This is a genomic window from Pseudomonas sp. A0308, from assembly GCF_044218815.1.
Lineage (GTDB): Bacteria > Pseudomonadota > Gammaproteobacteria > Pseudomonadales > Pseudomonadaceae > Aquipseudomonas > Aquipseudomonas iridis.
Genome location: NZ_CP162581.1, coordinates 6,027,451 through 6,049,395, shown reverse-complemented (window position 1 = coordinate 6,049,395; position 21,945 = coordinate 6,027,451). Strand labels below are relative to the sequence as shown.

Annotated in this window: 23 protein-coding genes; 19 read left to right on the top strand and 4 right to left on the bottom strand. The window is 60.0% G+C overall.

The genetic code is table 11. The annotated features are described in order from the left end of the window. Nucleotide 1 precedes the first annotated feature (1 nt). The 4 genes from AB4P92_RS27990 to AB4P92_RS27975 all read left to right on the top strand — a co-directional run bounded on the left by AB4P92_RS27990 (nt 2) and on the right by AB4P92_RS27975 (nt 2,395). Nucleotides 2-487 (top strand): flavin reductase family protein, encoded by a 486-nt coding sequence (locus AB4P92_RS27990; protein ID WP_115147070.1) that lies wholly within the window; start codon nt 2-4, stop codon nt 485-487. 130 nt (nt 488-617) lie between these two features. Then, nucleotides 618-1,007 carry a carboxymuconolactone decarboxylase family protein gene (locus AB4P92_RS27985; RefSeq protein ID WP_042559511.1) on the top strand — a complete coding sequence of 130 codons (390 nt, stop codon included), beginning with the start codon at nt 618-620 and terminating at the stop codon, nt 1,005-1,007. A gap of 58 nt (nt 1,008-1,065) precedes the next feature. After that, nucleotides 1,066-1,830, top strand: a complete 765-nt coding sequence (locus AB4P92_RS27980; protein ID WP_042559512.1) for a GntR family transcriptional regulator — start codon at nt 1,066-1,068, stop codon at nt 1,828-1,830. A 1-nt stretch (nt 1,831) separates the two neighbouring features. Beyond that, on the top strand, nt 1,832-2,395 hold the full coding sequence (locus AB4P92_RS27975; protein WP_150592145.1) for an NUDIX hydrolase: 564 nt from the start codon (nt 1,832-1,834) through the stop codon (nt 2,393-2,395). Between the two features lie 123 nt (nt 2,396-2,518). Here AB4P92_RS27975 and AB4P92_RS27970 read toward each other — a convergent pair whose 3' ends face one another. After that, a complete protein-coding gene (locus AB4P92_RS27970) occupies nt 2,519-2,815 on the bottom strand; it encodes a DUF1330 domain-containing protein (protein WP_395598505.1) in 297 nt (98 codons plus the stop codon). Between the two features lie 69 nt (nt 2,816-2,884). Between AB4P92_RS27970 and ribBA the strand changes: the two genes are divergently transcribed. The 5 genes from ribBA to AB4P92_RS27945 all read left to right on the top strand — a co-directional run bounded on the left by ribBA (nt 2,885) and on the right by AB4P92_RS27945 (nt 8,159). Beyond that, a complete protein-coding gene (gene ribBA / locus AB4P92_RS27965; protein ID WP_261735687.1) occupies nt 2,885-3,994 on the top strand; it encodes a bifunctional 3,4-dihydroxy-2-butanone-4-phosphate synthase/GTP cyclohydrolase II in 1,110 nt (369 codons plus the stop codon). A 207-nt stretch (nt 3,995-4,201) separates the two neighbouring features. Further along, nucleotides 4,202-5,227 carry an ABC transporter substrate-binding protein gene (locus AB4P92_RS27960; protein WP_042559516.1) on the top strand — a complete coding sequence of 342 codons (1,026 nt, stop codon included), beginning with the start codon at nt 4,202-4,204 and terminating at the stop codon, nt 5,225-5,227. Then, complete coding sequence (locus AB4P92_RS27955) at nt 5,224-6,171, top strand: ABC transporter permease (RefSeq protein WP_042559517.1); 948 nt, start codon at nt 5,224-5,226, stop codon at nt 6,169-6,171. Before AB4P92_RS27960 ends, AB4P92_RS27955 begins: the two co-directional genes overlap by 4 nt. A gap of 6 nt (nt 6,172-6,177) precedes the next feature. Then, nucleotides 6,178-6,987, top strand: a complete 810-nt coding sequence (locus AB4P92_RS27950; protein WP_047301679.1) for an ABC transporter permease — start codon at nt 6,178-6,180, stop codon at nt 6,985-6,987. Nucleotides 6,988-7,004: 17 nt separating this feature from the next. After that, the gene (locus AB4P92_RS27945) at nt 7,005-8,159 is read left to right on the top strand and encodes an ABC transporter ATP-binding protein (RefSeq protein WP_042559519.1); all 1,155 of its coding nucleotides are present in this window, start codon (nt 7,005-7,007) and stop codon (nt 8,157-8,159) included. A gap of 221 nt (nt 8,160-8,380) precedes the next feature. Here the strand turns inward: AB4P92_RS27945 and map are convergent, their stop codons facing one another. The 3 genes from map to AB4P92_RS27930 all read right to left on the bottom strand — a co-directional run bounded on the left by map (nt 8,381) and on the right by AB4P92_RS27930 (nt 10,318). After that, nucleotides 8,381-9,172, bottom strand: coding sequence for a type I methionyl aminopeptidase (gene map, locus AB4P92_RS27940; RefSeq protein ID WP_047301681.1), 792 nt, complete (start codon nt 9,170-9,172; stop codon nt 8,381-8,383). Further along, the gene (locus AB4P92_RS27935) at nt 9,169-9,396 is read right to left on the bottom strand and encodes a ParD-like family protein (protein ID WP_395598504.1); all 228 of its coding nucleotides are present in this window, start codon (nt 9,394-9,396) and stop codon (nt 9,169-9,171) included. Before AB4P92_RS27935 ends, map begins: the two co-directional genes overlap by 4 nt. A gap of 64 nt (nt 9,397-9,460) precedes the next feature. Next, nucleotides 9,461-10,318 carry a LysR substrate-binding domain-containing protein gene (locus AB4P92_RS27930; protein WP_395598503.1) on the bottom strand — a complete coding sequence of 286 codons (858 nt, stop codon included), beginning with the start codon at nt 10,316-10,318 and terminating at the stop codon, nt 9,461-9,463. 109 nt (nt 10,319-10,427) lie between these two features. On the opposite strand from AB4P92_RS27930, the gene phnD reads away from it, so the two are divergent. From phnD to AB4P92_RS27880, 10 genes are all read left to right on the top strand, one after another. Then, nucleotides 10,428-11,294 (top strand): phosphonate ABC transporter substrate-binding protein, encoded by an 867-nt coding sequence (gene phnD, locus AB4P92_RS27925; RefSeq protein WP_080963929.1) that lies wholly within the window; start codon nt 10,428-10,430, stop codon nt 11,292-11,294. Further along, nucleotides 11,291-12,082, top strand: coding sequence for a phosphonate ABC transporter ATP-binding protein (gene phnC / locus AB4P92_RS27920; RefSeq protein ID WP_261735685.1), 792 nt, complete (start codon nt 11,291-11,293; stop codon nt 12,080-12,082). Before phnD ends, phnC begins: the two co-directional genes overlap by 4 nt. A gap of 2 nt (nt 12,083-12,084) precedes the next feature. Next, nucleotides 12,085-12,903, top strand: coding sequence for a phosphonate ABC transporter, permease protein PhnE (phnE, locus tag AB4P92_RS27915; protein ID WP_261735684.1), 819 nt, complete (start codon nt 12,085-12,087; stop codon nt 12,901-12,903). A 134-nt stretch (nt 12,904-13,037) separates the two neighbouring features. Then, nucleotides 13,038-14,129 carry an iron-containing alcohol dehydrogenase PsrA gene (psrA, locus tag AB4P92_RS27910; protein WP_395598502.1) on the top strand — a complete coding sequence of 364 codons (1,092 nt, stop codon included), beginning with the start codon at nt 13,038-13,040 and terminating at the stop codon, nt 14,127-14,129. A gap of 129 nt (nt 14,130-14,258) precedes the next feature. Beyond that, a complete protein-coding gene (locus AB4P92_RS27905; protein WP_042559526.1) occupies nt 14,259-15,554 on the top strand; it encodes an MFS transporter in 1,296 nt (431 codons plus the stop codon). A 10-nt stretch (nt 15,555-15,564) separates the two neighbouring features. After that, nucleotides 15,565-16,434, top strand: a complete 870-nt coding sequence (locus AB4P92_RS27900) for a LysR substrate-binding domain-containing protein (protein ID WP_047301690.1) — start codon at nt 15,565-15,567, stop codon at nt 16,432-16,434. Nucleotides 16,435-16,508: 74 nt separating this feature from the next. Then, nucleotides 16,509-17,336, top strand: a complete 828-nt coding sequence (gene phnX, locus AB4P92_RS27895; RefSeq protein ID WP_115147078.1) for a phosphonoacetaldehyde hydrolase — start codon at nt 16,509-16,511, stop codon at nt 17,334-17,336. 269 nt (nt 17,337-17,605) lie between these two features. Next, the gene (locus AB4P92_RS27890; protein WP_395598501.1) at nt 17,606-18,541 is read left to right on the top strand and encodes a Ppx/GppA family phosphatase; all 936 of its coding nucleotides are present in this window, start codon (nt 17,606-17,608) and stop codon (nt 18,539-18,541) included. Nucleotides 18,542-18,957: 416 nt separating this feature from the next. Beyond that, complete coding sequence (locus tag AB4P92_RS27885) at nt 18,958-20,334, top strand: pyridoxal-phosphate dependent enzyme (protein ID WP_115147322.1); 1,377 nt, start codon at nt 18,958-18,960, stop codon at nt 20,332-20,334. Next, nucleotides 20,331-21,503, top strand: coding sequence for a cystathionine gamma-synthase (locus AB4P92_RS27880; protein ID WP_047301695.1), 1,173 nt, complete (start codon nt 20,331-20,333; stop codon nt 21,501-21,503). The genes AB4P92_RS27885 and AB4P92_RS27880 overlap by 4 nt, the downstream gene beginning before the upstream one ends. The last annotated feature ends 442 nt before the right edge of the window (nt 21,504-21,945 follow it).

The window sequence follows — 21,945 nt, the reverse complement described above, 5'->3', positions numbered from 1 at the left end:
CATGATCGAACCCGGCATATATAAAGACGTGATGAGCTCGTTTCCGTCCGGCGTCACGGTGGTCACCGCCCTCGACCCGGATGGCGGCATCGTCGGCATCACCGCGAGCGCCTTCAGCGCCCTGTCGATTGATCCGGCATTGGTGCTGTTCTGCCCCAATTACGCCTCCGATACCTACCCGATCTTGCGCGACAGCAAGCGCTTCGCCATTCACTTGCTCTCAGCCGAGCAGACTGCCGAGGCCTACGCCTTTGCCGGTAAAGGCAAGGACAAGGCCAAAGACATCGAGTGGCATTTGAGCGAACTGGGCAACCCGATTCTGGCCAAGGCTACGGCGATCATCGAGTGCGAATTGTGGCGCGAATACGATGGTGGCGATCACGCGATCATCGTTGGCGCGGTGAAGAATCTGATTCTGCCGGCACAACCGGTGACGCCAATGATTTATCACAAGGGCAAGCTGGGCGCGTTGCCTGCCCTGACCTGACCGATTCACATAAACCCTGTGGGAGCTGGCTTGCCAGCGATGACGGCATCACATTCGATATCAATGTTGAGTGATCTACCGCTATCGCTGGCAAGCCAGCTCCCACAGGGATCGAGTTGAGGCGAACATCATGAACAATGAGAAATACGAAAAAGGCCTGAAGATCCGCACTCAGGTATTGGGCGAAGCCTATGTGCAACGCTCAATAGAGAACGCCGACGACTTCACCCGCCCGTTGCAGGAAATGGTCACCGAATACTGCTGGGGCCATGTCTGGGGTCGCGAGGGTTTGTCGCTCAAGGAACGCAGCATGATCAACCTGGCGATGATCTCGGCGCTCAACCGCCCGCACGAACTCAAGCTGCATGTGCGTGGCGCCTTGCGTAACGGCCTGAGTCGTGAGCAAATACGCGAAATTCTGCTTCAAGTCGGCATTTATTGCGGCGTCCCGGCGGCCGTGGACAGTTTCCGGCTGGCCCGCGAAGCCTTTGCCGACGCCGACGCCGAGGCCTCCAGTTAACCCCTCGGCTGTTTTGATGCCCGTCTGGCATGGACAGCCATAGTAAAGAGCGGACCCCATGAAACGCCTGCCACTCGACGACAGCTTCAAGGTCAATCGCAACCCCGTTACCCTGCGCGAAATCGTGCTGGATAAACTGCGAAGCGCCATCATGAACTTCCAGCTTCTGCCGGGCGACCGCCTGGTCGAACGCGATCTGTGCGATCGCCTGGGCGTCAGCCGCACGTCGGTACGCGAAGCCTTGCGTCACCTCGAATCCGAAGGCCTGGTGGAGTTTGCCGATGCCAAGGGCCCACGCGTCGCCATCATCACCCTCGCCGATGCCGTCGATATCTACGAACTGCGTTGCGTGCTGGAAGGCCTGATCGTGCAGCTGTTCACCCTGCGCGCCAAAGCCAAGGACATCAAAGCGCTGGAGAAAGCCCTCGATGAGAACCGCAAGGCGCTCAAGGACGGCGAATTGCAGCAAGTGATCGACTCGGTACAAGGTTTCTACGATGTGCTGCTGGAAGGTTCAGGCAACCACGTCGCGGCCACACAATTGCGTCAGTTGCAGGCACGCATCAGCTACCTGCGCGCGACCTCGGTGTCTCAGGAAAACCGTCGCGGCGCGAGTAACCAGGAAATGGAAAAAATGGTCGAGGCCATCAAGAGCGGCGATCCGCTGCTGGCGCATCAGGCTTGCGTGGACCACGTTCGCGCTGCCGCTGCCGTTGCGCTCGACTACCTCAAGCGCAAGCAGGAAGAAACCGGCATCGCTGTCAAAGGCACGCCACCGATCACCCTGCCCATCCCGCTCAAAGAACCCCGTATAGGTCACTGACATGTTCAGCCCGAGCTTTTGCCCAAAGTGCGGTGGACCTGATCTCGGTCAGCAGGTACCGCCGGGCGATACGCACGAGCGCCTGATGTGCCGCGGTTGCGGCTTCATCCACTACGTCAATCCGAAGATCATTGCCGGCTGCATCATTGAGCAGGACGGCAAGTACCTCTTGTGCCAACGGGCAATTCCCCCGCGCCCGGGCACCTGGACGCTGCCCGCAGGCTTCATGGAAAGCGGCGAAACCACCGAGCAGGCCGCGCTGCGTGAAGTCTGGGAAGAAAGCGGCGTGCGCGCGGAAATCCTCTCGCCCTACTCGATTTTCAGCGTGCCGAAAATCAGCGAGGTGTACATCATCTTCCGCGCCATCGCGCTGGAGATTACCGGCCAGTTCGGGCCGGAAACCCTCGACTATAAATTCTTCGCCCCCGAGGACATCCCGTGGGAGCAGATCTATTACCCGGCGATCCGGCAGATCCTCGAACGCTATATCGAGGAACGCCAGGCCGGGGTTTACGGGATCTATGTGGGCAATGACGACAGCGGCAAAATTCACTTTATCCGCTAATCCCCACCTATCCCCGCGTGGGAGCGAGCCTGCTCGCGAAGGCGTCGGGTCAGTCGATACAAATGTTGAATGAACGACCGCCTTCGCGAGCAGGCTCGCTCCCACAGGGTGAAGTGGTGTTGCTTACATCGGGGCAACGCCTTCGACGATGATGATTTCCGCCCTCGCCCATTCCTCGCGGTAACTTTTCGCTTCCTGATACGCCGCTGAGTGGTAGCACGCCACAGCCTTCTCAAAGCTATCAAACTCGATCACCACGCTGCGCTGCGGTGCCTTGCGTCCTTCCATCGCCTCGCTGCGACCACCTCTGGCCAGAAACCGCCCGCCAAACTCGGCGAATGCCTTCGGCGCGCGCTGGGTGTATTGGCTGTAGTGGTCGGGATCGGCAATGTCTACGTGAGCAATCCAGTACGCCTTCATAGTGACCTCTTTGTCGATTATGTATTATGGTATACCAATAATATTTCCAACAAACACTGAGAGTCCAGCATGGCCTTCAACAGCATCGAAGAAATCATCGCAGATTATCGCCTCGGCAAAATGGTCTTGCTGGTCGATGACGAAGATCGGGAAAACGAAGGCGACCTGTTGCTGGCCGCCGACTGTTGCACGCCCGAGGCGATCAGCTTCATGGCCCGTGAAGCACGCGGTCTGATCTGCCTGACGTTGACCGACGAACATTGCCAGCGGCTAGGGCTTGAACAAATGGTGCCGAGCAATGGCAGCGTGTTCAGCACCGCGTTTACCGTGTCGATTGAAGCGGCGGTGGGCGTGACCACCGGTATTTCCGCCGCTGACCGCGCCTGCACGGTTGCCGCTGCCGTGGCCAAGGACGCCCGCGCAGAAGACCTGGTGCAGCCCGGCCACATCTTTCCACTGCGCGCCAAGGAAGGTGGCGTGCTGACCCGTGCAGGCCATACAGAGGCGGGGTGCGATCTGGCCAGACTGGCCGGTTTTACTCCGGCCTCGGTCATTGTCGAAGTGATGAATGACGATGGCACCATGGCACGTCGCCCGGATCTGGAAGTGTTTGCGCGCCAGCACGGGATCAAGATCGGCACCATTGCCGACCTGATCCACCATCGTTTGAGCACCGAGCACACCATCGAACGTATTGGCGAACGCGATTTGCCGACGGTGCATGGCACGTTCCGCCTGATCACGTTTGAGGACCGCATCGAGGGCGGCGTGCATATGGCGATGGTCATGGGTGATTTGCGCCGGGAAGAACCGACGCTGGTGCGCGTGCATGTGATCGATCCGCTGCGCGATCTGGTCGGCGCCGACTACAGCGGGCCAAGCAACTGGACGCTGTGGGCGGCGCTGCAACGGGTCGCGGCAGAGGGTCATGGTGTTGTGGTGGTGCTGGCCAATCATGAGTCTTCGCAGGCGTTGCTGGAGCGGGTTCCACAACTGACTCAACCGCCACGACAGTTCAGCCGCTCGCAATCGCGGATCTATTCTGAAGTGGGGACCGGAGCGCAGATTTTGCAGAACCTTGGGGTTGGCAAACTGCGGCATCTGGGGCCGCCGTTGAAGTATGCGGGGTTGACGGGGTATGACCTGGAGGTGGTCGAGAGCATCCCCTTCAGCGAATAACCCGAGACCTCCCACAGTGTTTCGCATTTCAAGCCACAAAAAGCAGATTCGCCAGATAACCGGTCAGGCAAAGTGCTTGCACAAAACTTGGAATACCATAATATGATATTCCATAGACCGGACACTTCCACGAACGTCCATCTACTGCTCCCGACAGGCGGGCAACAACGCAAGCCCGCTCAAAAACACAACAATGAGGGCGTGAAAATGGTGTTGAACAAAGCTGCAACCGCGATCTTTTTTGCGGGACTGCTCAGCGTTACCGGCCAGGCCGCGATGGCCGCCGAGAGCGTGAATTTTGTCAGTTGGGGCGGAAGCACCCAGGATGCGCAAAAACAGGCCTGGGCTGATCCGTTCAGCAAAGCCAGCGGCATTACCGTCGTACAGGATGGCCCGACCGACTACGGCAAACTCAAAGCCATGGTTGAAAGCGGCAACGTGCAATGGGACGTGGTCGATGTTGAAGCCGATTTCGCCCTGCGCGCCGCGGCTGAAGGCCTGCTCGAACCCCTCGATTTCAACGTCATCCAGCGCGACAAAATCGACCCGCGTTTCGTCAGCGATCACGGCGTGGGCTCGTTCTTCTTCTCCTTCGTTCTCGGCTACAACGAGAGCAAACTCGGCGCCAACAAGCCGCAGGACTGGAGCGCCCTGTTCGACACCAAGACCTACCCCGGCAAACGCGCCCTGTACAAATGGCCAAGCCCCGGCGTACTCGAACTGGCGCTGCTGGCCGATGGCGTAGCTGCCGACAAGCTCTATCCGCTAGATCTGGATCGCGCCTTCAAAAAACTCGACACCATCAAGAAAAACATCGTCTGGTGGGGCGGCGGCGCGCAGTCGCAGCAACTGCTGGCGTCCGGTGAAGCGAGCATGGGCCAGTTCTGGAACGGCCGCGTTCATGCTCTGCAAGAGGACGGCGCCCCGGTTGGCGTGAGCTGGAAACAGAACCTGGTCATGGCCGACATTCTGGTCATTCCCAAAGGCTCGAAAAACAAGGACGCGGCGATGAAGTTTCTGGCCAACGCCAGCAGCGCCAAGGGCCAGGCCGACTTCTCCAACCTGACAGCCTACGCCCCGGTCAACCTCGACAGTGTGGAGCGTCTGGATTCGACGCTGGCCCCCAACCTGCCGACTGCCTACGCTAAGGATCAGATCACTCTTGATTTCGCGTACTGGGCCAAGAACGGTCCGGCCATCGCGACACGGTGGAACGAATGGCTGGTCAAATGAAAATGGCGGCCACTGCGTCCCGTCCCTCCACTGCCACCGGGAGCGCCGCCCGCGCTGCCGGCTCGGCCGAAGGCAAAAAGGCGATTGCGATGCCGCAAGCCGAGTCCCTCAAACAACGCTGGCGCGGTGCCGGCAACCTCCTCCCGGCGCTGCTGTTCCTCGGCCTGTTCTTTCTTGCGCCGCTGATTGGCCTGCTGTTGCGCGGCGTCCTGGAACCTGTGCCTGGCCTGGGCAACTATGAACAACTGTTCGCCAACTCGGCGTACGCCCGCGTGCTGCTCAACACCTTTTCGGTGGCCGGGCTGGTAACGGTGTTCAGTCTGCTGCTGGGCTTCCCGCTGGCTTGGGCGATCACGTTGGTGCCGCGCGGCTGGGGGCGCTGGATTCTCAACATCGTGCTGCTCTCGATGTGGACCAGCCTCCTCGCTCGCACCTATTCATGGCTGGTGCTGCTGCAAGCTTCGGGGGTGATCAACAAAGCCTTGATGGCGATGGGCATCATCGATCAGCCGCTGGAAATGGTGCATAACCTCACCGGCGTAGTGATCGGCATGAGCTACATCATGATCCCGTTCATCGTGCTGCCGTTGCAGGCGACCATGCAGGCTATTGATCCGATGATACTGCAGGCCGGCTCGATCTGCGGCGCCAGTCCCTGGACCAACTTCTTCCGGGTATTCCTGCCGCTGTGCCGGCCAGGTCTGGCGTCCGGCGGCTTGATGGTGTTTGTGATGTCGCTCGGTTACTACGTCACCCCGGCGCTGCTCGGCGGGGCGCAAAACATGATGCTGCCGGAGTTCATCATTCAGCAGGTGCAATCGTTCCTCAATTGGGGCCTGGCCAGTGCCGGCGCCGCGTTGCTGATCGCGATCACGCTGGTGCTGTTCTACTTCTACCTGAAGCTTCAGCCGGAATCCCCGGTTGGCGCCAGTAACGCGAGGTAAGCCGACATGCTCCTGACTCCCAACGCAATGAGCCGGCGCATGCGTTTCGGCCTCTACGCCACCACCGGGCTGATCGGATTGTTTCTGCTGTTGCCGATCGTCTTTATCGTGCTGCTGTCGTTCGGTTCATCGCAGTGGCTGGTGTTCCCGCCACCGGGCTGGACGCTGAAATGGTACGGCCAGTTCTTTTCCAACCCCGACTGGATGAACGCCGCAGCGGCCAGCCTCAAGGTCGCGGTACTGACGACGATCTGCGCCGTGGCCCTCGGTTTGCCAACGGCGTTTGCCTTGGTGCGCGGGCGCTTCCCCGGCCGCGAGATGCTCTATGGCCTGTTCACCCTGCCGATGATCGTACCGTTGGTGATTATCGCGGTGGCGGTGTACGCGCTGTTTCTCAAGCTCGGTTACACCGGGACGATGTTCGCCTTCGTCGTCAGCCATGTGATCGTCGCGCTGCCGTTCACCATCATCTCGATCATCAACTCGTTGAAGCTGTTCGATCAGTCGATTGAAGACGCAGCGGTGATCTGCGGGGCCTCGCGCCTGCAAGCGGTGTTCAAGGTGACGTTCCCGGCGATTCGTCCGGGCATGGTCGCCGGCGCCCTCTTCGCCTTCCTGGTTTCGTGGGACGAAGTGGTGCTCAGCGTGATGATGGCCAGCCCGACGCTGCAAACCCTTCCCGTAAAAATGTGGACCACCCTGCGTCAAGACCTGACACCGGTGATCGCCGTCGCTTCGACGCTGCTGATCGGCCTGTCGGTATTGGTCATGGTGATCGCCGCCGCCCTGCGCCGGCGCAATCAAATCAGCGCCTGAGCGCCCAGGAGTACGACATGAGTGCCGTGATCAAAGACGCATCCCAGCAGAACGACAAACCCCTGGTCAGCCTGCGCAACCTGAACAAGCACTACGGCGACTTTGCTGCCGTGGACAACATCTCGCTGGACATCAAGGACGGTGAATTCCTCACCTTCCTCGGCTCCAGCGGCTCTGGCAAAAGCACCACACTGTCGATGCTCGCGGGCTTCGAAACGCCGAGTAGCGGCGAGATCCTCGTCAACGGTCAGTCGCTGGTCAACGTGCCGCCGCACAAGCGCGACATCGGCATGGTGTTCCAGCGTTATTCGCTGTTCCCGCATCTGTCGGTGCGCGACAACATTGCGTTCCCGTTGGCAATCCGCAAACTCGCGACTGCCGAACGCGAACGGCGTGTCGATGCGATGTTGAAACTGGTGCAACTCGAACAGTTCGCCCATCGCCGCCCTTCGCAACTGTCCGGTGGTCAGCAGCAAAGGGTCGCAATCGCTCGTGCGCTGGTTTACGAGCCACGCATTCTGCTGATGGACGAACCGCTGGGGGCGCTGGACAAAAAGCTGCGTGAAGATTTGCAGGATGAACTGCGCCAGTTGCATCGGCGTCTGGGCATCACCATCGTCTACGTGACCCACGATCAGGAAGAAGCGATGCGTTTGTCGCAGCGCATCGCGATTTTCAGTCACGGCAAGATTGTCGGTTTGGGCAGCGGGTATGACCTCTACCAGAATCCGCCGAATGCGTTTGTCGCGTCGTTTCTTGGCAACTCCAACTTCCTCAAGCTCAAGGCGCAGGGCAATGCGGCGGCGAGTTTTGAGGGGCAATCGTTGTCGATTCGGCTGACGGCCGGTTTGCACACCGATCAGGATGTGTTGCTGATGGTGCGCCCGGAAAAGGCGCTGGCGCTGAGCGTGCAGCAGGCGAGCGATGAACCGTTGGCGGCGGGATGGAATGAAGTTTCAGCGAAGGTGGTGGAAGTGCTGTTCCTGGGCGAGAGCCAGACTTGCAGCGTGGTCACTTCGGGTGGCACATCGATGACGGTGAAGGCGTTGTCGGCGGCGGGCATGCCCCTCAAGGCCGGCGATGCGGTGCGGGTGCGTTGGGCCACCGCCGACGCCTGCGTCTACACCGAGTGGACCGAAGGCGACCTCAACAAAGCCGCCGGGGCCCACTGAGCCCCCCCTGTAGGAGCTGCCGCAGGCTGCGATCTTTTGATCTTGCTGTGAAAAAACAAGATCAAAAGATCGCAGCCTCGTTTCACTCGACAGCTCCTACAAGAATGTATTGCGAATGTGGGAGCGAGCCTGCTCGCGAATGCGGTGTGTCATTCAATGTTGATGTTGACTGATACGGCCTCTTCGCGAGCAGGCTCGCTCCCACAGTGATTTTGCGGTGCTCAGACGATCGGGGTAAACCCCTCAATCTGATCCGGCCACGCCGTCAGCACTTCAAACCCAGTCTCCGTCACCGCCACCATGTGTTCCCACTGCGCCGACAACGAGCCATCCTTGGTCAGCACGGTCCAGCCATCGGGCATGTTCTTCACATGTCGTTTACCGGCATTGAGCATCGGCTCAACCGTAAAAATCATCCCGGCCTTGAGCTTCATGCCCTGATTCGGGAAGCCGTAATGCAGGATCTGCGGCTCATCGTGATAAACCTTGCCAATGCCGTGGCCGCAATACTCACGCACCACACTGAAGCCTTCTTTCTCCGCCAGGCTCTGGATCGCATGGCCGATATCGCCCAAAGTCGCGCCCGGTTTTACAACGCGAATGCCCGCGCACATGGCGTCGTACGTCGTTTTGATCAGGTGCTGCGCCTCAGGCGTCGCCTCCCCGACCACATACATGCGGCTGGTATCGCCAAACCAGCCATCCTTGATCACGGCGATGTCGAGGTTGACGATGTCGCCATCCTTGAGCGGCGTGCCAGACGGGATCCCGTGGCACACCACATCGTTGACCGAGGCGCACACGGTTTTCGGGAAACCGTGATAGCCGACATTGGCGGGAATGGCTTTTTGCACATTGACGATGTAGTCGTTGCACAACCGATCCAGTTCATCGGTGGTGACGCCTGCCTTGACGTGCGGCACCAGCATCGCCAGCACTTGCGCGGCGAGTTTGCCGGCGGCGCGCGATTGAGCGATGTCGGTCGGGGTGTTGATCTTGATCTGGTTTCTCATGCCGTGACGTCTTCCTGAGTCAGTTGTTGCAGGTCCAGCCCGCCGTTTTGTTCAGCACGAATCAGCAAACGGCAGATCGCGCTGTGGTCGAGGCTGGGATGCAGTTCGGCGAGCATGCCGATGCGCATCCAGTGCTCGGCTTGCGCGTTGATCGAGCGGCTGAGTGCGTTGCTGGAAATGCGCAGGTTCTCGTGCATGTCCTCTGAAATCTTTACGATGCCCATAGCGAAATCCGATACGAAGTGTATATGGTTCGTATATTAGCTAAGCATCAGCAAGAATTGCAAATCAAGCCAGCGCCGCGTCGAAAAACGAAGAGATCAGCCGACTCGAACGCCGCTCGGCCAAGCAATACAGATAGGTCTCGGTGTAGAGCGCCGCGCCTTCGATGCGAATCACACGGATGTTCGGGTCGGCAATGAACTCCGCCTCCGACACCACCCCCAGGCCCAGGCCGCGTACCACCGCTTCACGCAGTGCTTCACGGCTGCCGATTTCCATGGCGATACGCGGTTTGACCTGCGCCGCGTGCAATGCCTGCTCCAGCACCAAACGGGTGGTCGAGCCCGGTTCGCGTTGCAGCAAGCGCTGACCTTCGAGCTCCTCCAGGCGCACGCTGCCGCGGTTGGCCAACGGATGTTCGTGGTGCGCGAACAGAATGATCGCGTGCCGCGCGTAGTGCACCGCACACAACCCCGGGTCATCCTGACGCCCGGCCAACACCGCGATGTCGGTCACGTAGTTTTCCAGATCGGACAACACCTGCACCGAGTTGCCCACGCGGATCGACACGTCGATGTTCGGGTGCTGTTGCAGGTAGGTGTCGACCATCTCGATCACATGAAACGGCCCCACTGCCCCCAGCTTGAGCTGGCCGCTGTCGAGCCGCCCCGAGTCGCGCATCAGGTTGTGCGCCTCCAGTTCCAGCAAGGCGATGCGCTGGGCAATCGGCAGCAATTGCCGGCCGACATCCGACAGCTCGATCCGCCGTCCGCGTCGATGAAAAAGCTCGACATTGTGCTGACGCTCCAGGCTTTGCACCTGAGTGGTCAAGGTCGGCTGAGTCAGCCCGCAAGCCCGCGCCCCGGCACTAAAACTGCCGTGACGGGCGACGGCCAGAAAAGCCCGCAGTTTGGCGCTCGACATCCATAGACTCCATCAATAGTTAGCTGCTGTTTCCCATATTGAATTGATTGAATGACTGTCACGTGACAGACCTAGCCTGTGGCAACTCCCAACCACACCGTGGAATGCCATGAAAACAATTAACCAGTTTCTGCGTGTCGTCAGCCTTACCGTACTCGCCCTGAGCGCCAGCCAGGTCTGGGCCAAGGACAAACTGACCATTGGCCTGATCCCGTCTGAAGACTCCCAGGCGATGATCGAGGCGAGCAAACAAGTGCTCGACGATCTGCAAAGCAAAATCGGCATGCCGGTGGTGCCGTTCGTGGCCACCGACTACAACGGCATCATCGAAGCGCTGCGCTCGGGCAAACTCGACGTTGCCTATCTCGGCCCGTTCTCGTATGTGCTGGCGACCTCAGTCGCGGATGTCGAAGCGTTCTCCGTGGCGGTCACCAAGAAGACCGGTCAGAGCGCTTACAAAAGCGTGATTCTGGCGCGCAAGGACAGCGGCATTCACTCGCTGGCTGATCTGCAAGGCCATACCTTCGCTTTCGTAGATCCAAGCTCCGCCTCCGGGCATCTGTTCCCCAAGGCCGGGCTTGAGCAAGCCGGTTTTGTTCCGGACACCTTGTTCAAGCGAGTAATTTTCTCCGGCTCCCACGACGCCAGCATCCTCGCCGTCGAGAACAAAAAGGTGGATGCCGCCGCCGTCGCCGACCGCATCTTCGCCAGCGCTGTGGCCAAGGGTGTGGTGAAGCAGGATGACTTCGAAGTGGTCTGGAGTTCCAAGCCGATCCCGGAATCGCCGATGGTCTGGCGTAAGGCGCTCGATCCGCAATTGAAGAAGAAAATCGCCGACGCATTGGCATCGATCAAAGACGTACCGTGGGGTGATCAGGGCGTACTTAATGGCTTTCAGCCCACCACTGACGCGGCTTACGACGTGGTGCGCGACACCGCCAAGGTGCTCGATCTCGATTTGCGGAGCATGAAATGATCAGCATCCGCCAACTGACCAAACACTACGGCAGCAACCCGGTTTTGCGCGGAATTGATCTTGAGGTCGCTGCTGGTGAATTCGTCGTGGTACTCGGCCAGTCCGGTGCCGGGAAATCGACCTTGCTGCGATGCATCAACCGCTTGGCGCAGGCCGATAGCGGGACGCTGAGCGTGGCCGGCATTGACGCTCTCGGCTGCCCCGACACCAGCGTTTTGCGTCGAGAAGTGGCAATGATTTTCCAGCACCACAATGTCGTGCCGCGCCTGAGTGTCTTGAAGAACGTGCTGACCGGTCGCCTCGGATCGATCGGTACCCTCGCCTCGATTTTTCAGCTGTTTCGGCGTGACGACGTGGCGTTGGCCATGCAATGCCTGGAGCGCGTCGAACTGGCGCACAAGGCTGGCGAGCGCACCGATTCGCTGTCCGGCGGGCAGAAGCAACGAGTGGGGATTGCTCGTGCCCTGGCGCAACGACCGCAAGTGATCCTGGCCGATGAACCGATTGCCAGCCTCGACCCGAAAACTGCGCGACTGGTGCTGCAGTACCTGCGCGATGCCACTCGCGAGCTGGGCATCACCGTGCTGTGCAATCTGCATCAGGTCGAATATGCCCGCGAATTCGGCGACCGCGTGGTCGGCCTCGCTCACGGCAATCTGGTGTTCGATGGCAAGGCTTCGAGCATGACCGATGCCGATCTGGCGCGGATCTATCCGCAGCCATCCACGCAATTGTCCGCAGACACTGCGACCCCGAACCTGACCTACTGCGCCGCATCGAGGGCCTGAACATGCAATCGAGCAACTATCAGTGGGTGGGCGACCGGCCCCGCAGTACACGCAGTTGGCTGACCGTCGGCGCCGTCGTCCTGATCATGCTGTGGACCCTGAACTGGAGCGCCCAAGGCGCCCAACTCAGCCTGGGCGAACTGGCTGCGGGACTGCCGCAGATCGGCGACTTCCTCTCGCGAACCTTCCCGCCAGACCTGAGTATCCTGCCGCGCTTGTTGGCACCCGCTGTGGAAACCCTGCAGATCGCCATCTGGGGCACGTTGCTCGGTGTGCTGCTGGCGATTCCGCTGTCGTTTCTCGCAGCGCGCAACCTGAGCCGTAATCGGCTGGTGTTTCACGCCACCCGCCAGGCACTCAATTTTACCCGCAGCATCAACGAGTTGATCCTCGCCCTGATCTTCGTCTCGGCAGTTGGCCTTGGCCCGTTCCCGGGTGTGCTGGCGCTGGCGTTGCACGGTGTGGGCATGCTCGGCAAGTTCTTTGCCGAGAGCATCGAAGAGATCGATCAAGGTCCGATTGAAGCGTTGCAGGCAACCGGCGCCCGGCCCTTGCAAGTGATCGTGTTTGGCGTCTTGCCGCAAGTCATTACCGCATGGATCGCGGTGATTCTCTACCGTTTCGAAGTCAACCTGCGCTCGGCCACGGTGCTCGGCATGGTCGGCGCCGGCGGCCTCGGATTCGAACTGGTGAGCAGCCTCAAGCTGTTCAAATATCAGGAAACCGCCACCTGCATCATCGTCATCACCTTCATGGTGATCGTCGCCGATGCGATATCCAGTCGGCTGCGCGCCGCAATCCAGAGCGGTTCTAATCACTAGAGCCTGGCAACCATGAACGGTTGCGGACGCTGTTATCGCCTCAGCCGATTCAAACCTGCGAATTATCGATTTTAGCCGTTGCCGACGGGCGCTGAGTATGGCGCCACTACCGACAACAACAAGAAGGATTCACCATGACTGCCCGCTTCCAGAACCCAGTTGATACCCGTTTCGGCTGGGGCAGCCTGCAAGAACTTGACGCCCTCACCGAACAACAGACCGTCGCCCTCGTCACCTTCCCCGAAGCGCGTGGATTGGGACTGGTCGATCGTCTGCAAGAGTTACTCGGTGATCGTCTGGTCTACGTCTTCGAAGACGTGCAGCCCAACCCGGATGTCGCGCATCTGCGCAGCACTTACGAAGATTTTTGGCAGCGTGCCGACACGTGCGACGTAGTGCTGGCGGTTGGCGGCGGCAGTGCGATCGACACTGCCAAAGCGTTGATTGTCGGTACCGCCTCGGGACGTTTTGATGAATTACTGGCGCTGCTGGCGACCGGCAAACCATTCACCCCGCCGCGCTGCAAACAGTTGATCGCCGCGCCAACCACGGCCGGCACCGGCAGTGAAGTCACGCCGTGGGCGACGATTTGGGACAGCGCCAGCCAGAAAAAATATTCGTTGCACCTGGAATGCACCTGGCCGCGCGTGGCAATCATCGACCCGCAACTGATGCTCACCGTGCCGGCCGGCGTCACCGTTTCCACCGGGCTCGACGCACTGTCGCATGCGCTGGAATCAATCTGGAATGTCAACGCCAACCCGGTGTCCGACACCTTCGCAATCTCGGCCATTGAAGACATTCTCGAATGCCTGCCGCGCCTGCATAAGGACTTGTCCAGCCAGGAGCTGCGCACGCGCATGGCGCTGGCGGCGCTCAAGGCTGGCCTGGCGTTTTCCAACACCAAAACCGCGCTGGCGCACTCAATCTCCTACGAAATGACCCTGCGCCACGGCCTGCCCCACGGCATCGCCTGCTCCTTCACTCTGCCGCTGGTGCTGGGTTTGGCCTGGGGCCATGACGCTACCCGCGACCGCACCTTGCAACGCATCTTCGGCGAAGACCTGGCCAAAGCCCAACAGCAGTTGCGCGAGTTCCTGCACAGCCTCGGCGTGAAGACCGAGTTCGCCGATTATGGCGTCTCGGCCAAGGAAGCCGAAGACATCATCCATCTCGCGATGCAGGGCGCGCGCGGCAAGAACTTCATCGGTTCACAGGCCGCCTGACGCGTCGCAATTGCTAAATAACCCAAGCACAGCCAGCAGCCAAAAGCTGCGGTGATTTCCTGTCGCACCAAAAAAGAGTGCACCCGCTGCCGACATTCGGCGGGAACCCACAACAATAAGGAAAAGATCATGAATCGTGCCCAAACCCTGCCTGGTCTCGCCGTACGTTCTGCCTCGTTCAGGGTCGCCCAATGGCGCATGTTGCTGGCGGCGATGTTCTGCTACCTGTTTTTCTACACCGGTCGACAAACCTTCGGTTTCGCTATCCCGGGTATCCAGGCCGAATTCGGCTTGACCAAGGAAACCCTCGGCTGGGCATCCGCCGCGATGCTCTGGGCCTATGCCATCGGCCAGGCAATCAACGGCAACCTCGCCGACAAATTCGGTGGTCGGCGCATCATGACCCTCGGCGCAGTGCTGTCGTGCGGGGCGAATTGGGTGACCAGTTTTGCCGGTGGACTCACCAGCCTGATCCTGCCGTGGGGCGTTAACGGTTACTTTCAGGCGCTCGGCTGGGCGCCGGGAAGCCGTCTGCTTTCCAATTGGTGGGCGGCCGGCGAGCGCGGCAAGGTTTATGGCTTCTACACCTTCGCCGCGGGTTGCGCGTCGATTCTGTCGTACGTCACCTCCATCGTCATTCTGGAAGTGTTGCAACTGGAATGGCGCTGGATCTTCCGTTTGCCGGTGTTGTTGATGCTGGCCGGCGGGATCATTTTCTATCTGGTCGCTCGCGAACGGCCTCAGGATCTCGGCTTCGAGCCGCTGACTGATACTGGCGTCGCCAACACCGACGACAAACATCAGGAAGCGGCCCACGGCGAGGTCGAGTCCTCGGCGCAGCGCTACAAGGCTGTACTGAAGAATCCACGCTTGCTTATCGCCGCGCTGGCATTGGGTTTCCAGAACGCCGCGCGCTACGGATTGATCGTCTGGGTGCCGGTGCACTTTCTCGGCGCCAACTGGAAAAGCGGCGACAGCATGGTCGATCCGAAGTGGATCACCGTCGCCCTCCCCGTCGGCATGGCGGTCGGCGCCCTGAGCAACGGCTGGGTGTCGGACAAGCTGTTCGGCTCCAGGCGCTATCTGGCGATCATGCTTTATATGGTCCTCGGCGCTGCGACCAGTCTGTGGATGTGGAGCCTGCCGCCGCACAGTCTGGTCGGTCTGGTGGCGTTGTTCCTTTGCGGCTTCTTCGTCTACGGCCCGGCTTCGAGTTTCTGGGCACTGTGTCCTGACCTGGTCGGTGCCAAGCGTGCGGGCACGGCGACCGGGGTGATGAACTTCTCGTCCTATCTGTTCGCCGGACTGGCCGAACCGCTGATCGGCCGTTTGCTTGACTCCACGGCAAATACGTCTCTTATCTTCATCGTGGTCACCAGCGCCTGCCTTTGCAGCGCGGCGGTGGCAATGTTCATCCGACGCTGACGGGGCCTGCATGTACCAGTACCACAAGTGGTTGCGTTCATTTCATGCCGTGGCCAAGACCGGCAGTTTCACCCTCGCCGCCGAGTTTCTGTGCATCGGTCAGCCGACCGTCAGCGAGCAGGTCAACGCGCTGGAGAAAACCTTCTCGGTGGAACTGTTCCATCGTCGCGGGCGCTACATCGAGATGAGCGCGGCCGGGCACAAGCTGTACGCAATTACCCAGGGCCTATTTGGTCAGGAGGATGAGGCGGTGCAACTGCTGCAGAGCTTCAAGCAACGCAAATCCGGCATGCTGCGCCTCGGCGCCGTGTCGCCGCCGATCGCGATGAACCTGACTTATGAGCTAATGCAGCGCCACCCTGATATAGAACTGGAGACCTCGTTCTCCTCGGAAAAGGAAACCCTGGCGCGACTGTTCAATTTTGATATCGATGTGGCGATTCTGGCGCTGTCGGAATTCGATCAGCGCTTCCACACGCGGCTGTATCACCGCTATCCGATCATTGCCGTGGTGCGTGACGATCATCCCTGGGCCAGCCAGGAGCAGGTACACGTCAGCCAGATCAGCCATGAGAAATGGGTGCTGCGCGAGCAGAGTTCACGCACCCGGCAACTGGTGGAAGAAAGCTGCACGCGGCTTAACGTCAGACTCGATTGCGTAATGCAGTTGAACAGCCGCGAGGCGATCGTCCATGCGATCGCCAAAGGCATCGGCATCGGCCTGGTGTCCGCCGTCGAGTATGCGCAGACCCCGGGCACCAAGCCGATCACCTTTGTCGACCATCCGTTCTTCATCGAATACCACTTGTGCTGCCTCGGCATCCGCAGGAACCGACCGGTGATCGCGGAGCTGTTCGACTCGAATTCACCGATGCTCTGATTCAACACTTATTCCAACCGGCCTACCTCTATATCGAGGGACGGCACACGCTCACCTGAAAACGGAGATTGATCATGCAGTACAAGCAACCTACTTACGTGCAAGCCGCGATTCTCGACTGGGCCGGCACCGTTGTTGATTTCGGCTCGTTCGCGCCGACGCAGATTTTCGTCGAAGCCTTCGCCGAGTTCGGTGTCGCCGTGTCGCTGGAAGAGGCTCGTGGCCCGATGGGCATGGGCAAATGGGACCATATCCGCACTTTGTGCAACCTTGATCAGATTGGCGAACGCTACCGCGCCGCGTTTGGTCGCTTGCCGAGCGATGACGACGTGACGGCGATCTACGAGCGCTTCATGCCGCTGCAGATCGAGAAAATCGCCCTCCACTCTGCGTTGATCCCCGGCGCGCTTGAAGCCATCGCGGCGCTGCGTGACAAGGGTTTGAAGATCGGCTCGTGCTCAGGTTATCCGGCGGTGGTCATGGCCAGGGTCATCGAGCTGGCACGGAAAAACGGTTATGTCGCTGACCACGTCGTCGCTACCGATGAAGTGCCCAATGGTCGCCCTTATCCGGCACAGGCACTGGCTAACGTGATAGCGCTGGGCATCAATGACGTGGCTGCGTGCGTGAAGGTTGACGACACCTGGCCGGGAATTCTCGAGGGTCGCAGTGCGGGGATGTGGACGGTGGCGCTGACCTGCTCCGGTAACGCGCTGGGCCTGACCTACGAGCAATACAAGGCGCTGCCATCGGACAGACTCGCCGAGGAGCGCGCGCGCATCAGCACGATGTTTGCCCCTTCGCGCCCGCATTACCTGATCGACACCATTGCAGAGTTACCCGAGGTGATCGACGACATCAACGCGCGGCTGGCCCGAGGCGAAACCCCTCAAGGCTGCTAGGCCAATCCCCCGTAGGAGCTGCACAAGGCAGCCCCTACAGGGTTGTGTCTGTTGAATTTCGGGCAAAAAAAAGCTGCCAGAAATGGCAGCAAAAACTTTAAGAACACGCGATGTGTTGAGCTCAGTATGGGTATCGAATAATGACAGTGTCATGACAAACAACAATTCACTGAACGGCCCCTGACCCGTCATCAGGATGTCATCAAGATAACGGCAGAATCCTCGCAAACCGTCTTGAGCCTCGCGACGGATGCTTTGCAAGGACTGCCATGAAAGACGACGCCTCGCTGTTTGCCGCCATCGACCTGGGTTCGAATGCGTTTCGCTTGATGATCGGCCAGTCGGTCCGCAGTCGCAAAGGCCTGATGATTCAGGAAGTGAAAACCTTGCGCGAACCGGTGCGTCTGGCCGAGGGGCTCGACGGTGGTGCGCTTGACACCCTCGCCCTTGATCGAGGCTGGCAGGCATTGGCGCGGTTCGGCAAGAAACTGCGCGGATTCGAGCCGGGCCGCGTGCGGGCAGTGGCAACCAGTGCAGTGCGTGAGGCCGATAACGCGCAGCTGTTTCTGGCCAGTGCGGAGCGGCATCTGGGCTTTCGCATCGACGTCATCTCAGGGCATGAAGAAGCGCGATTGGTGTACGCAGGCGTGGCTCACGCGTTACCGGGCGTCGAAGACATGCGCCTGGTAGTCGATATCGGTGGCGGTTCTACCGAATTGATCCTCGGCCAGGGCTCACAACCGCTGCTTACCGAAAGCATTGCCATCGGCAGCGGAACATTGAGTGCCCGATTCTTTCGCGGCGGCGAGATCTCCCCCGGTGCGCTGCAAGAAGCCGAACGCGTCGCCATCCTCGAGTTTGAAACAGTCGCTCGACGCTATCGCGCTCAGGGTTGGCAGCAGACCATCGGCTCCTCGGGCACCGCACGGATGCTCGCCAAAGTGCTCAAGGCCAACCGATTGAACGACTTCGGCGAGGACGGCATCACCTACGCGGGGCTGTTGCGCCTGTCGCTGCTTCTGCTGGAGGTGACGAACGTCCGGCAGCTCAGGCTCCAGGGCCTGCAACCACACCGTCAAAGCATCCTGCCCGGCGGCCTGGTGCTGATACTCGCCGCGTTCAAGGCGTTCGGCATCTCACAGATGGTGCCATCTGAACCAGGATTGCGCCTGGGTGTGCTGCACGGATTGATGACCAAGCACTGACCTTGCCACAATTTGCCTGCATTCCTTCAGCGGGATCTGCATGGATTGAAAATGTTTGAGCACCGCTGATCCCTTTGGGAGCTGGCTTGCCAGCGATATGTTGCGCACATGTGGCATTGATGCAAACTGACCCACCGCCATCGCTGGCAAGCCAGCTCCCACAGGGATCAACGGTGCTGTCGGGGCCTTTTTGTATCCCCTCACGCCTACAGTTTTTTCTGCCCAGCGTTCAAATCCGCATAACCCTCCTCCCTCATAACGCCCGGCCTCTTGCCAAATTCAGTTCTATAGTTAGATCAAAATCGTTGAGCTTTTCAGCCCACCGAATGGTTGCGGGAGATCCCTTCACGGCCTATGTTGCAGGCGAGCTTTTCCCCGCGAATGGAACGCGATCAATCACCAACAAGAGGTGAAGAATGTCAAAGGAATCCCGCCCTGCCGTACTCGGGCTGATAGGAAATACGCCGCTGGTGCAAGTGACCCGCTTCGATACCGGCCCGTGCACACTCTTTCTCAAACTCGAATCACAAAACCCTGGCGGCTCGATCAAGGACCGAATCGGTCTGGCGATGATTGACGCCGCCGAACGTGACGGTCGCCTCACCCCCGGTGGCACCATCGTCGAGGCGACTGCGGGCAATACTGGCCTGGGCCTGGCACTGGTCGGGCGCGCCAAAGGTTATCGCGTGGTACTGGTGGTCCCGGACAAAATGTCCACGGAAAAAGTCCTGCATTTGAAGGCCATGGGCGCCGAGGTGCACATCACCCGCTCCGACGTCGGCAAGGGTCATCCCGAGTATTACCAGGACGTCGCCGCGCGGTTGGCGAAAGACATTCCCGGCGCATTTTTTGCCGATCAGTTCAACAACCCGGCCAACCCATTGGCCCATGAATGCAGCACCGCGCCGGAAATCTGGGCGCAAACCGAACATGATCTGGATGCAATTGTGGTCGGCGTCGGCTCGGCCGGCACCCTGACCGGGCTGACCCGTTTTTTCAAACGGGTGCAACCGGATCTGGAAATGGTTCTGGCCGACCCGGTCGGCTCGGTGATGGCGCAATACAGCCGCGACGGCTCGCTGCCAACCCCCGGTTCATGGGCGGTTGAAGGCATTGGCGAGGACTTTATTCCGTCGATCACCGACCTCTCCAGCGTACGCCACGCCTATTCGATCAGCGATGAAGAAAGCTTCGACCATGCCCGTCAGTTGCTGCGTGCCGAGGGCATTCTCGGTGGGTCATCGACCGGCACCCTGCTCGCTGCCGCGCTGCGTTATTGCCGCGAACAGACCGAGCCCAAACGCGTGGTGAGTTTCGTCTGCGACACCGGCACGCGCTATTTGTCGAAGGTCTACAACGACCAGTGGATGACCGATCAGGGCCTGTTGCAGCGCAAAGGCTATGGCGACCTGCGGGACTTGATCGCCCGACGTTTTGAAGACGGTCGGGTCATCAGCGTCGGGCCCGATGACACGCTGCTGACCGCCTTTCAGCGCATGCGCCTGGCGGATGTCTCGCAGTTGCCCGTGCTGGTGGAAGGCAAACAACTGGTCGGGGTGATCGACGAATCGGACATTTTGCTGGGGGTGCACGAGGACGCTGCACGCTTCAGCCAATCGGTCTCCAGCGTGATGACCGACAAACTGCAAACCCTCGCGCCCGACGCCCCCCTGGCTGAGCTGGAATCGGTGCTCAGCCGTGGCCTCGTCGCCATCATCGCCGACGCATCGGGCTTCCATGGCCTGATCACCCGCGTCGACATGCTCAACCAATTACGGAGATCCCTCGCATGAGTCAGCAGGACAACAATTCCCAAGGTTTCGCGACCCGGGTAATCCATGCCGGGCAAGAGCCCGACCCGACCACCGGCGCGTTGATGCCGCCGATTTACGCCAACTCCACTTACCTGCAAGACAGCCCCGGCGTGCACAAGGGTTTCGACTACGGGCGCTCGCACAACCCGACGCGTTTTGCCCTTGAGCGCTGCGTGGCGGATCTGGAGGGGGGCACCCGCGGGTTTGCGTTCGCCTCCGGTCTGGCGACGATTTCCACCGTTCTCGAGTTGATTGACGCGGGCTCTCACGTGATTTCCGGCAACGACTTGTACGGCGGCACCTTTCGCTTGTTCGACAAGGTGCGCCAACGCAGCGCCGGGCACCGCTTCAGCTACGTCGACCTGACTGACCTGTCGGCATTCGAAGCGTCGTTACAGGACGACACGCGCATGGTCATGGTCGAGACACCGACCAATCCGCTGCTGAGCCTGTCGGACCTGGCGGCCATCGCGCGCATCTGCCGAGCACGCGGGATCATCAGCGTGGCCGACAACACCTTTGCCAGCCCCTACATCCAGCGCCCGCTGGAGCTGGGTTTCGACATCGTGCTGCACTCGACCACAAAATACCTGAACGGTCACTCCGACGTGATCGGCGGAATCGCCGTGGTCGGGCAGAACGCCGAACTGGCCGAGCGTCTGGGCTTTTTGCAGAACGCGGTGGGTGCGATATCCGGGCCGTTCGATGCGTTTCTTACCTTGCGTGGCGTGAAAACCCTGGCGCTGCGCATGGAGCGTCATTGCAGCAACGCGCAGGATCTGGCGCAGTGGCTGGAACAGCAACCGCAGGTCAAACGCGTCTACTACCCCGGTCTTGAATCGCACCCGCAGCATGAATTGGCCAAGCGGCAGATGCGCGGTTTCGGCGGGATGATTTCCGTGGACCTGAACAGTGATCTGGCCGGCGCACGGCGCTTTCTGGAGAACGTGAAAATCTTCGCCCTGGCGGAAAGTCTGGGCGGCGTTGAAAGCCTGATCGAGCACCCGGCGATCATGACGCACGCCACCATTCCACCCGAAACCCGCGCGAAACTGGGAATTGGCGATGGCTTGGTACGCTTGTCGGTGGGCGTCGAAGACGTCGAAGACCTGCGCGCCGATCTGGCGTATGCCCTGACGAAAATCTAGCGCTGCAAGAACGACAAAGCCCGCACGAAGCGGGCTTTGGTATTCGAGTAGGCGGCCAGTGCTGGTCTCTGGCTTGCAAGGTTTATCAGGCTTCTCACAGTACCGGGCCAAATTGAAAAAGGTAGTGCCTCGGCTGCTTCACACGGCATAAGGGCTGGATCTCAGCGCGGAGATCTTTCTAACCGTGCACCCTTCGGAACGCGCCCCACGTCCCCTTGCTATCCGTTTGCGCATCAGTCTGCGTCTTCACCTACAACATTGAGCCTAGCAAAGGCTTACGGAGGCGGCGCGGGATTTTTAGACTGATTTGAGCTTTGCGCAGAACGTGCAGGAAGGGAAACGCCTAACCCCTGTATATCCCCGCTGCGCACTAGCACATTTGTGCTAATCGACCGCTCCGCCCCCCGGCGCTATATTCCTCGCACCCCCCGATGCTTCTCAA

What these genes read in the sequence shown, in the direction of transcription:
- AB4P92_RS27900 (WP_047301690.1), top strand. Translation starts at nt 15,565, where the DNA reads ATGTACCAGTACCACAAGTGGTTGCGTTCATTTCATGCCGTGGCCAAG.
- AB4P92_RS27935 (WP_395598504.1), bottom strand. Translation starts at nt 9,396, where the DNA reads ATGGGCATCGTAAAGATTTCAGAGGACATGCACGAGAACCTGCGCATT.
- phnE (WP_261735684.1), top strand. Translation starts at nt 12,085, where the DNA reads ATGCAATCGAGCAACTATCAGTGGGTGGGCGACCGGCCCCGCAGTACA.
- AB4P92_RS27885 (WP_115147322.1), top strand. Translation starts at nt 18,958, where the DNA reads ATGTCAAAGGAATCCCGCCCTGCCGTACTCGGGCTGATAGGAAATACG.
- AB4P92_RS27950 (WP_047301679.1), top strand. Translation starts at nt 6,178, where the DNA reads ATGCTCCTGACTCCCAACGCAATGAGCCGGCGCATGCGTTTCGGCCTC.
- AB4P92_RS27945 (WP_042559519.1), top strand. Translation starts at nt 7,005, where the DNA reads ATGAGTGCCGTGATCAAAGACGCATCCCAGCAGAACGACAAACCCCTG.
- map (WP_047301681.1), bottom strand. Translation starts at nt 9,172, where the DNA reads ATGAGAAACCAGATCAAGATCAACACCCCGACCGACATCGCTCAATCG.
- AB4P92_RS27960 (WP_042559516.1), top strand. Translation starts at nt 4,202, where the DNA reads ATGGTGTTGAACAAAGCTGCAACCGCGATCTTTTTTGCGGGACTGCTC.
- AB4P92_RS27905 (WP_042559526.1), top strand. Translation starts at nt 14,259, where the DNA reads ATGAATCGTGCCCAAACCCTGCCTGGTCTCGCCGTACGTTCTGCCTCG.
- AB4P92_RS27970 (WP_395598505.1), bottom strand. Translation starts at nt 2,815, where the DNA reads ATGAAGGCGTACTGGATTGCTCACGTAGACATTGCCGATCCCGACCAC.
- AB4P92_RS27985 (WP_042559511.1), top strand. Translation starts at nt 618, where the DNA reads ATGAACAATGAGAAATACGAAAAAGGCCTGAAGATCCGCACTCAGGTA.
- phnX (WP_115147078.1), top strand. Translation starts at nt 16,509, where the DNA reads ATGCAGTACAAGCAACCTACTTACGTGCAAGCCGCGATTCTCGACTGG.
- AB4P92_RS27890 (WP_395598501.1), top strand. Translation starts at nt 17,606, where the DNA reads ATGAAAGACGACGCCTCGCTGTTTGCCGCCATCGACCTGGGTTCGAAT.
- AB4P92_RS27980 (WP_042559512.1), top strand. Translation starts at nt 1,066, where the DNA reads ATGAAACGCCTGCCACTCGACGACAGCTTCAAGGTCAATCGCAACCCC.
- AB4P92_RS27975 (WP_150592145.1), top strand. Translation starts at nt 1,832, where the DNA reads ATGTTCAGCCCGAGCTTTTGCCCAAAGTGCGGTGGACCTGATCTCGGT.
- ribBA (WP_261735687.1), top strand. Translation starts at nt 2,885, where the DNA reads ATGGCCTTCAACAGCATCGAAGAAATCATCGCAGATTATCGCCTCGGC.
- psrA (WP_395598502.1), top strand. Translation starts at nt 13,038, where the DNA reads ATGACTGCCCGCTTCCAGAACCCAGTTGATACCCGTTTCGGCTGGGGC.
- phnD (WP_080963929.1), top strand. Translation starts at nt 10,428, where the DNA reads ATGAAAACAATTAACCAGTTTCTGCGTGTCGTCAGCCTTACCGTACTC.
- AB4P92_RS27990 (WP_115147070.1), top strand. Translation starts at nt 2, where the DNA reads ATGATCGAACCCGGCATATATAAAGACGTGATGAGCTCGTTTCCGTCC.
- phnC (WP_261735685.1), top strand. Translation starts at nt 11,291, where the DNA reads ATGATCAGCATCCGCCAACTGACCAAACACTACGGCAGCAACCCGGTT.
- AB4P92_RS27955 (WP_042559517.1), top strand. Translation starts at nt 5,224, where the DNA reads ATGAAAATGGCGGCCACTGCGTCCCGTCCCTCCACTGCCACCGGGAGC.
- AB4P92_RS27880 (WP_047301695.1), top strand. Translation starts at nt 20,331, where the DNA reads ATGAGTCAGCAGGACAACAATTCCCAAGGTTTCGCGACCCGGGTAATC.
- AB4P92_RS27930 (WP_395598503.1), bottom strand. Translation starts at nt 10,318, where the DNA reads ATGTCGAGCGCCAAACTGCGGGCTTTTCTGGCCGTCGCCCGTCACGGC.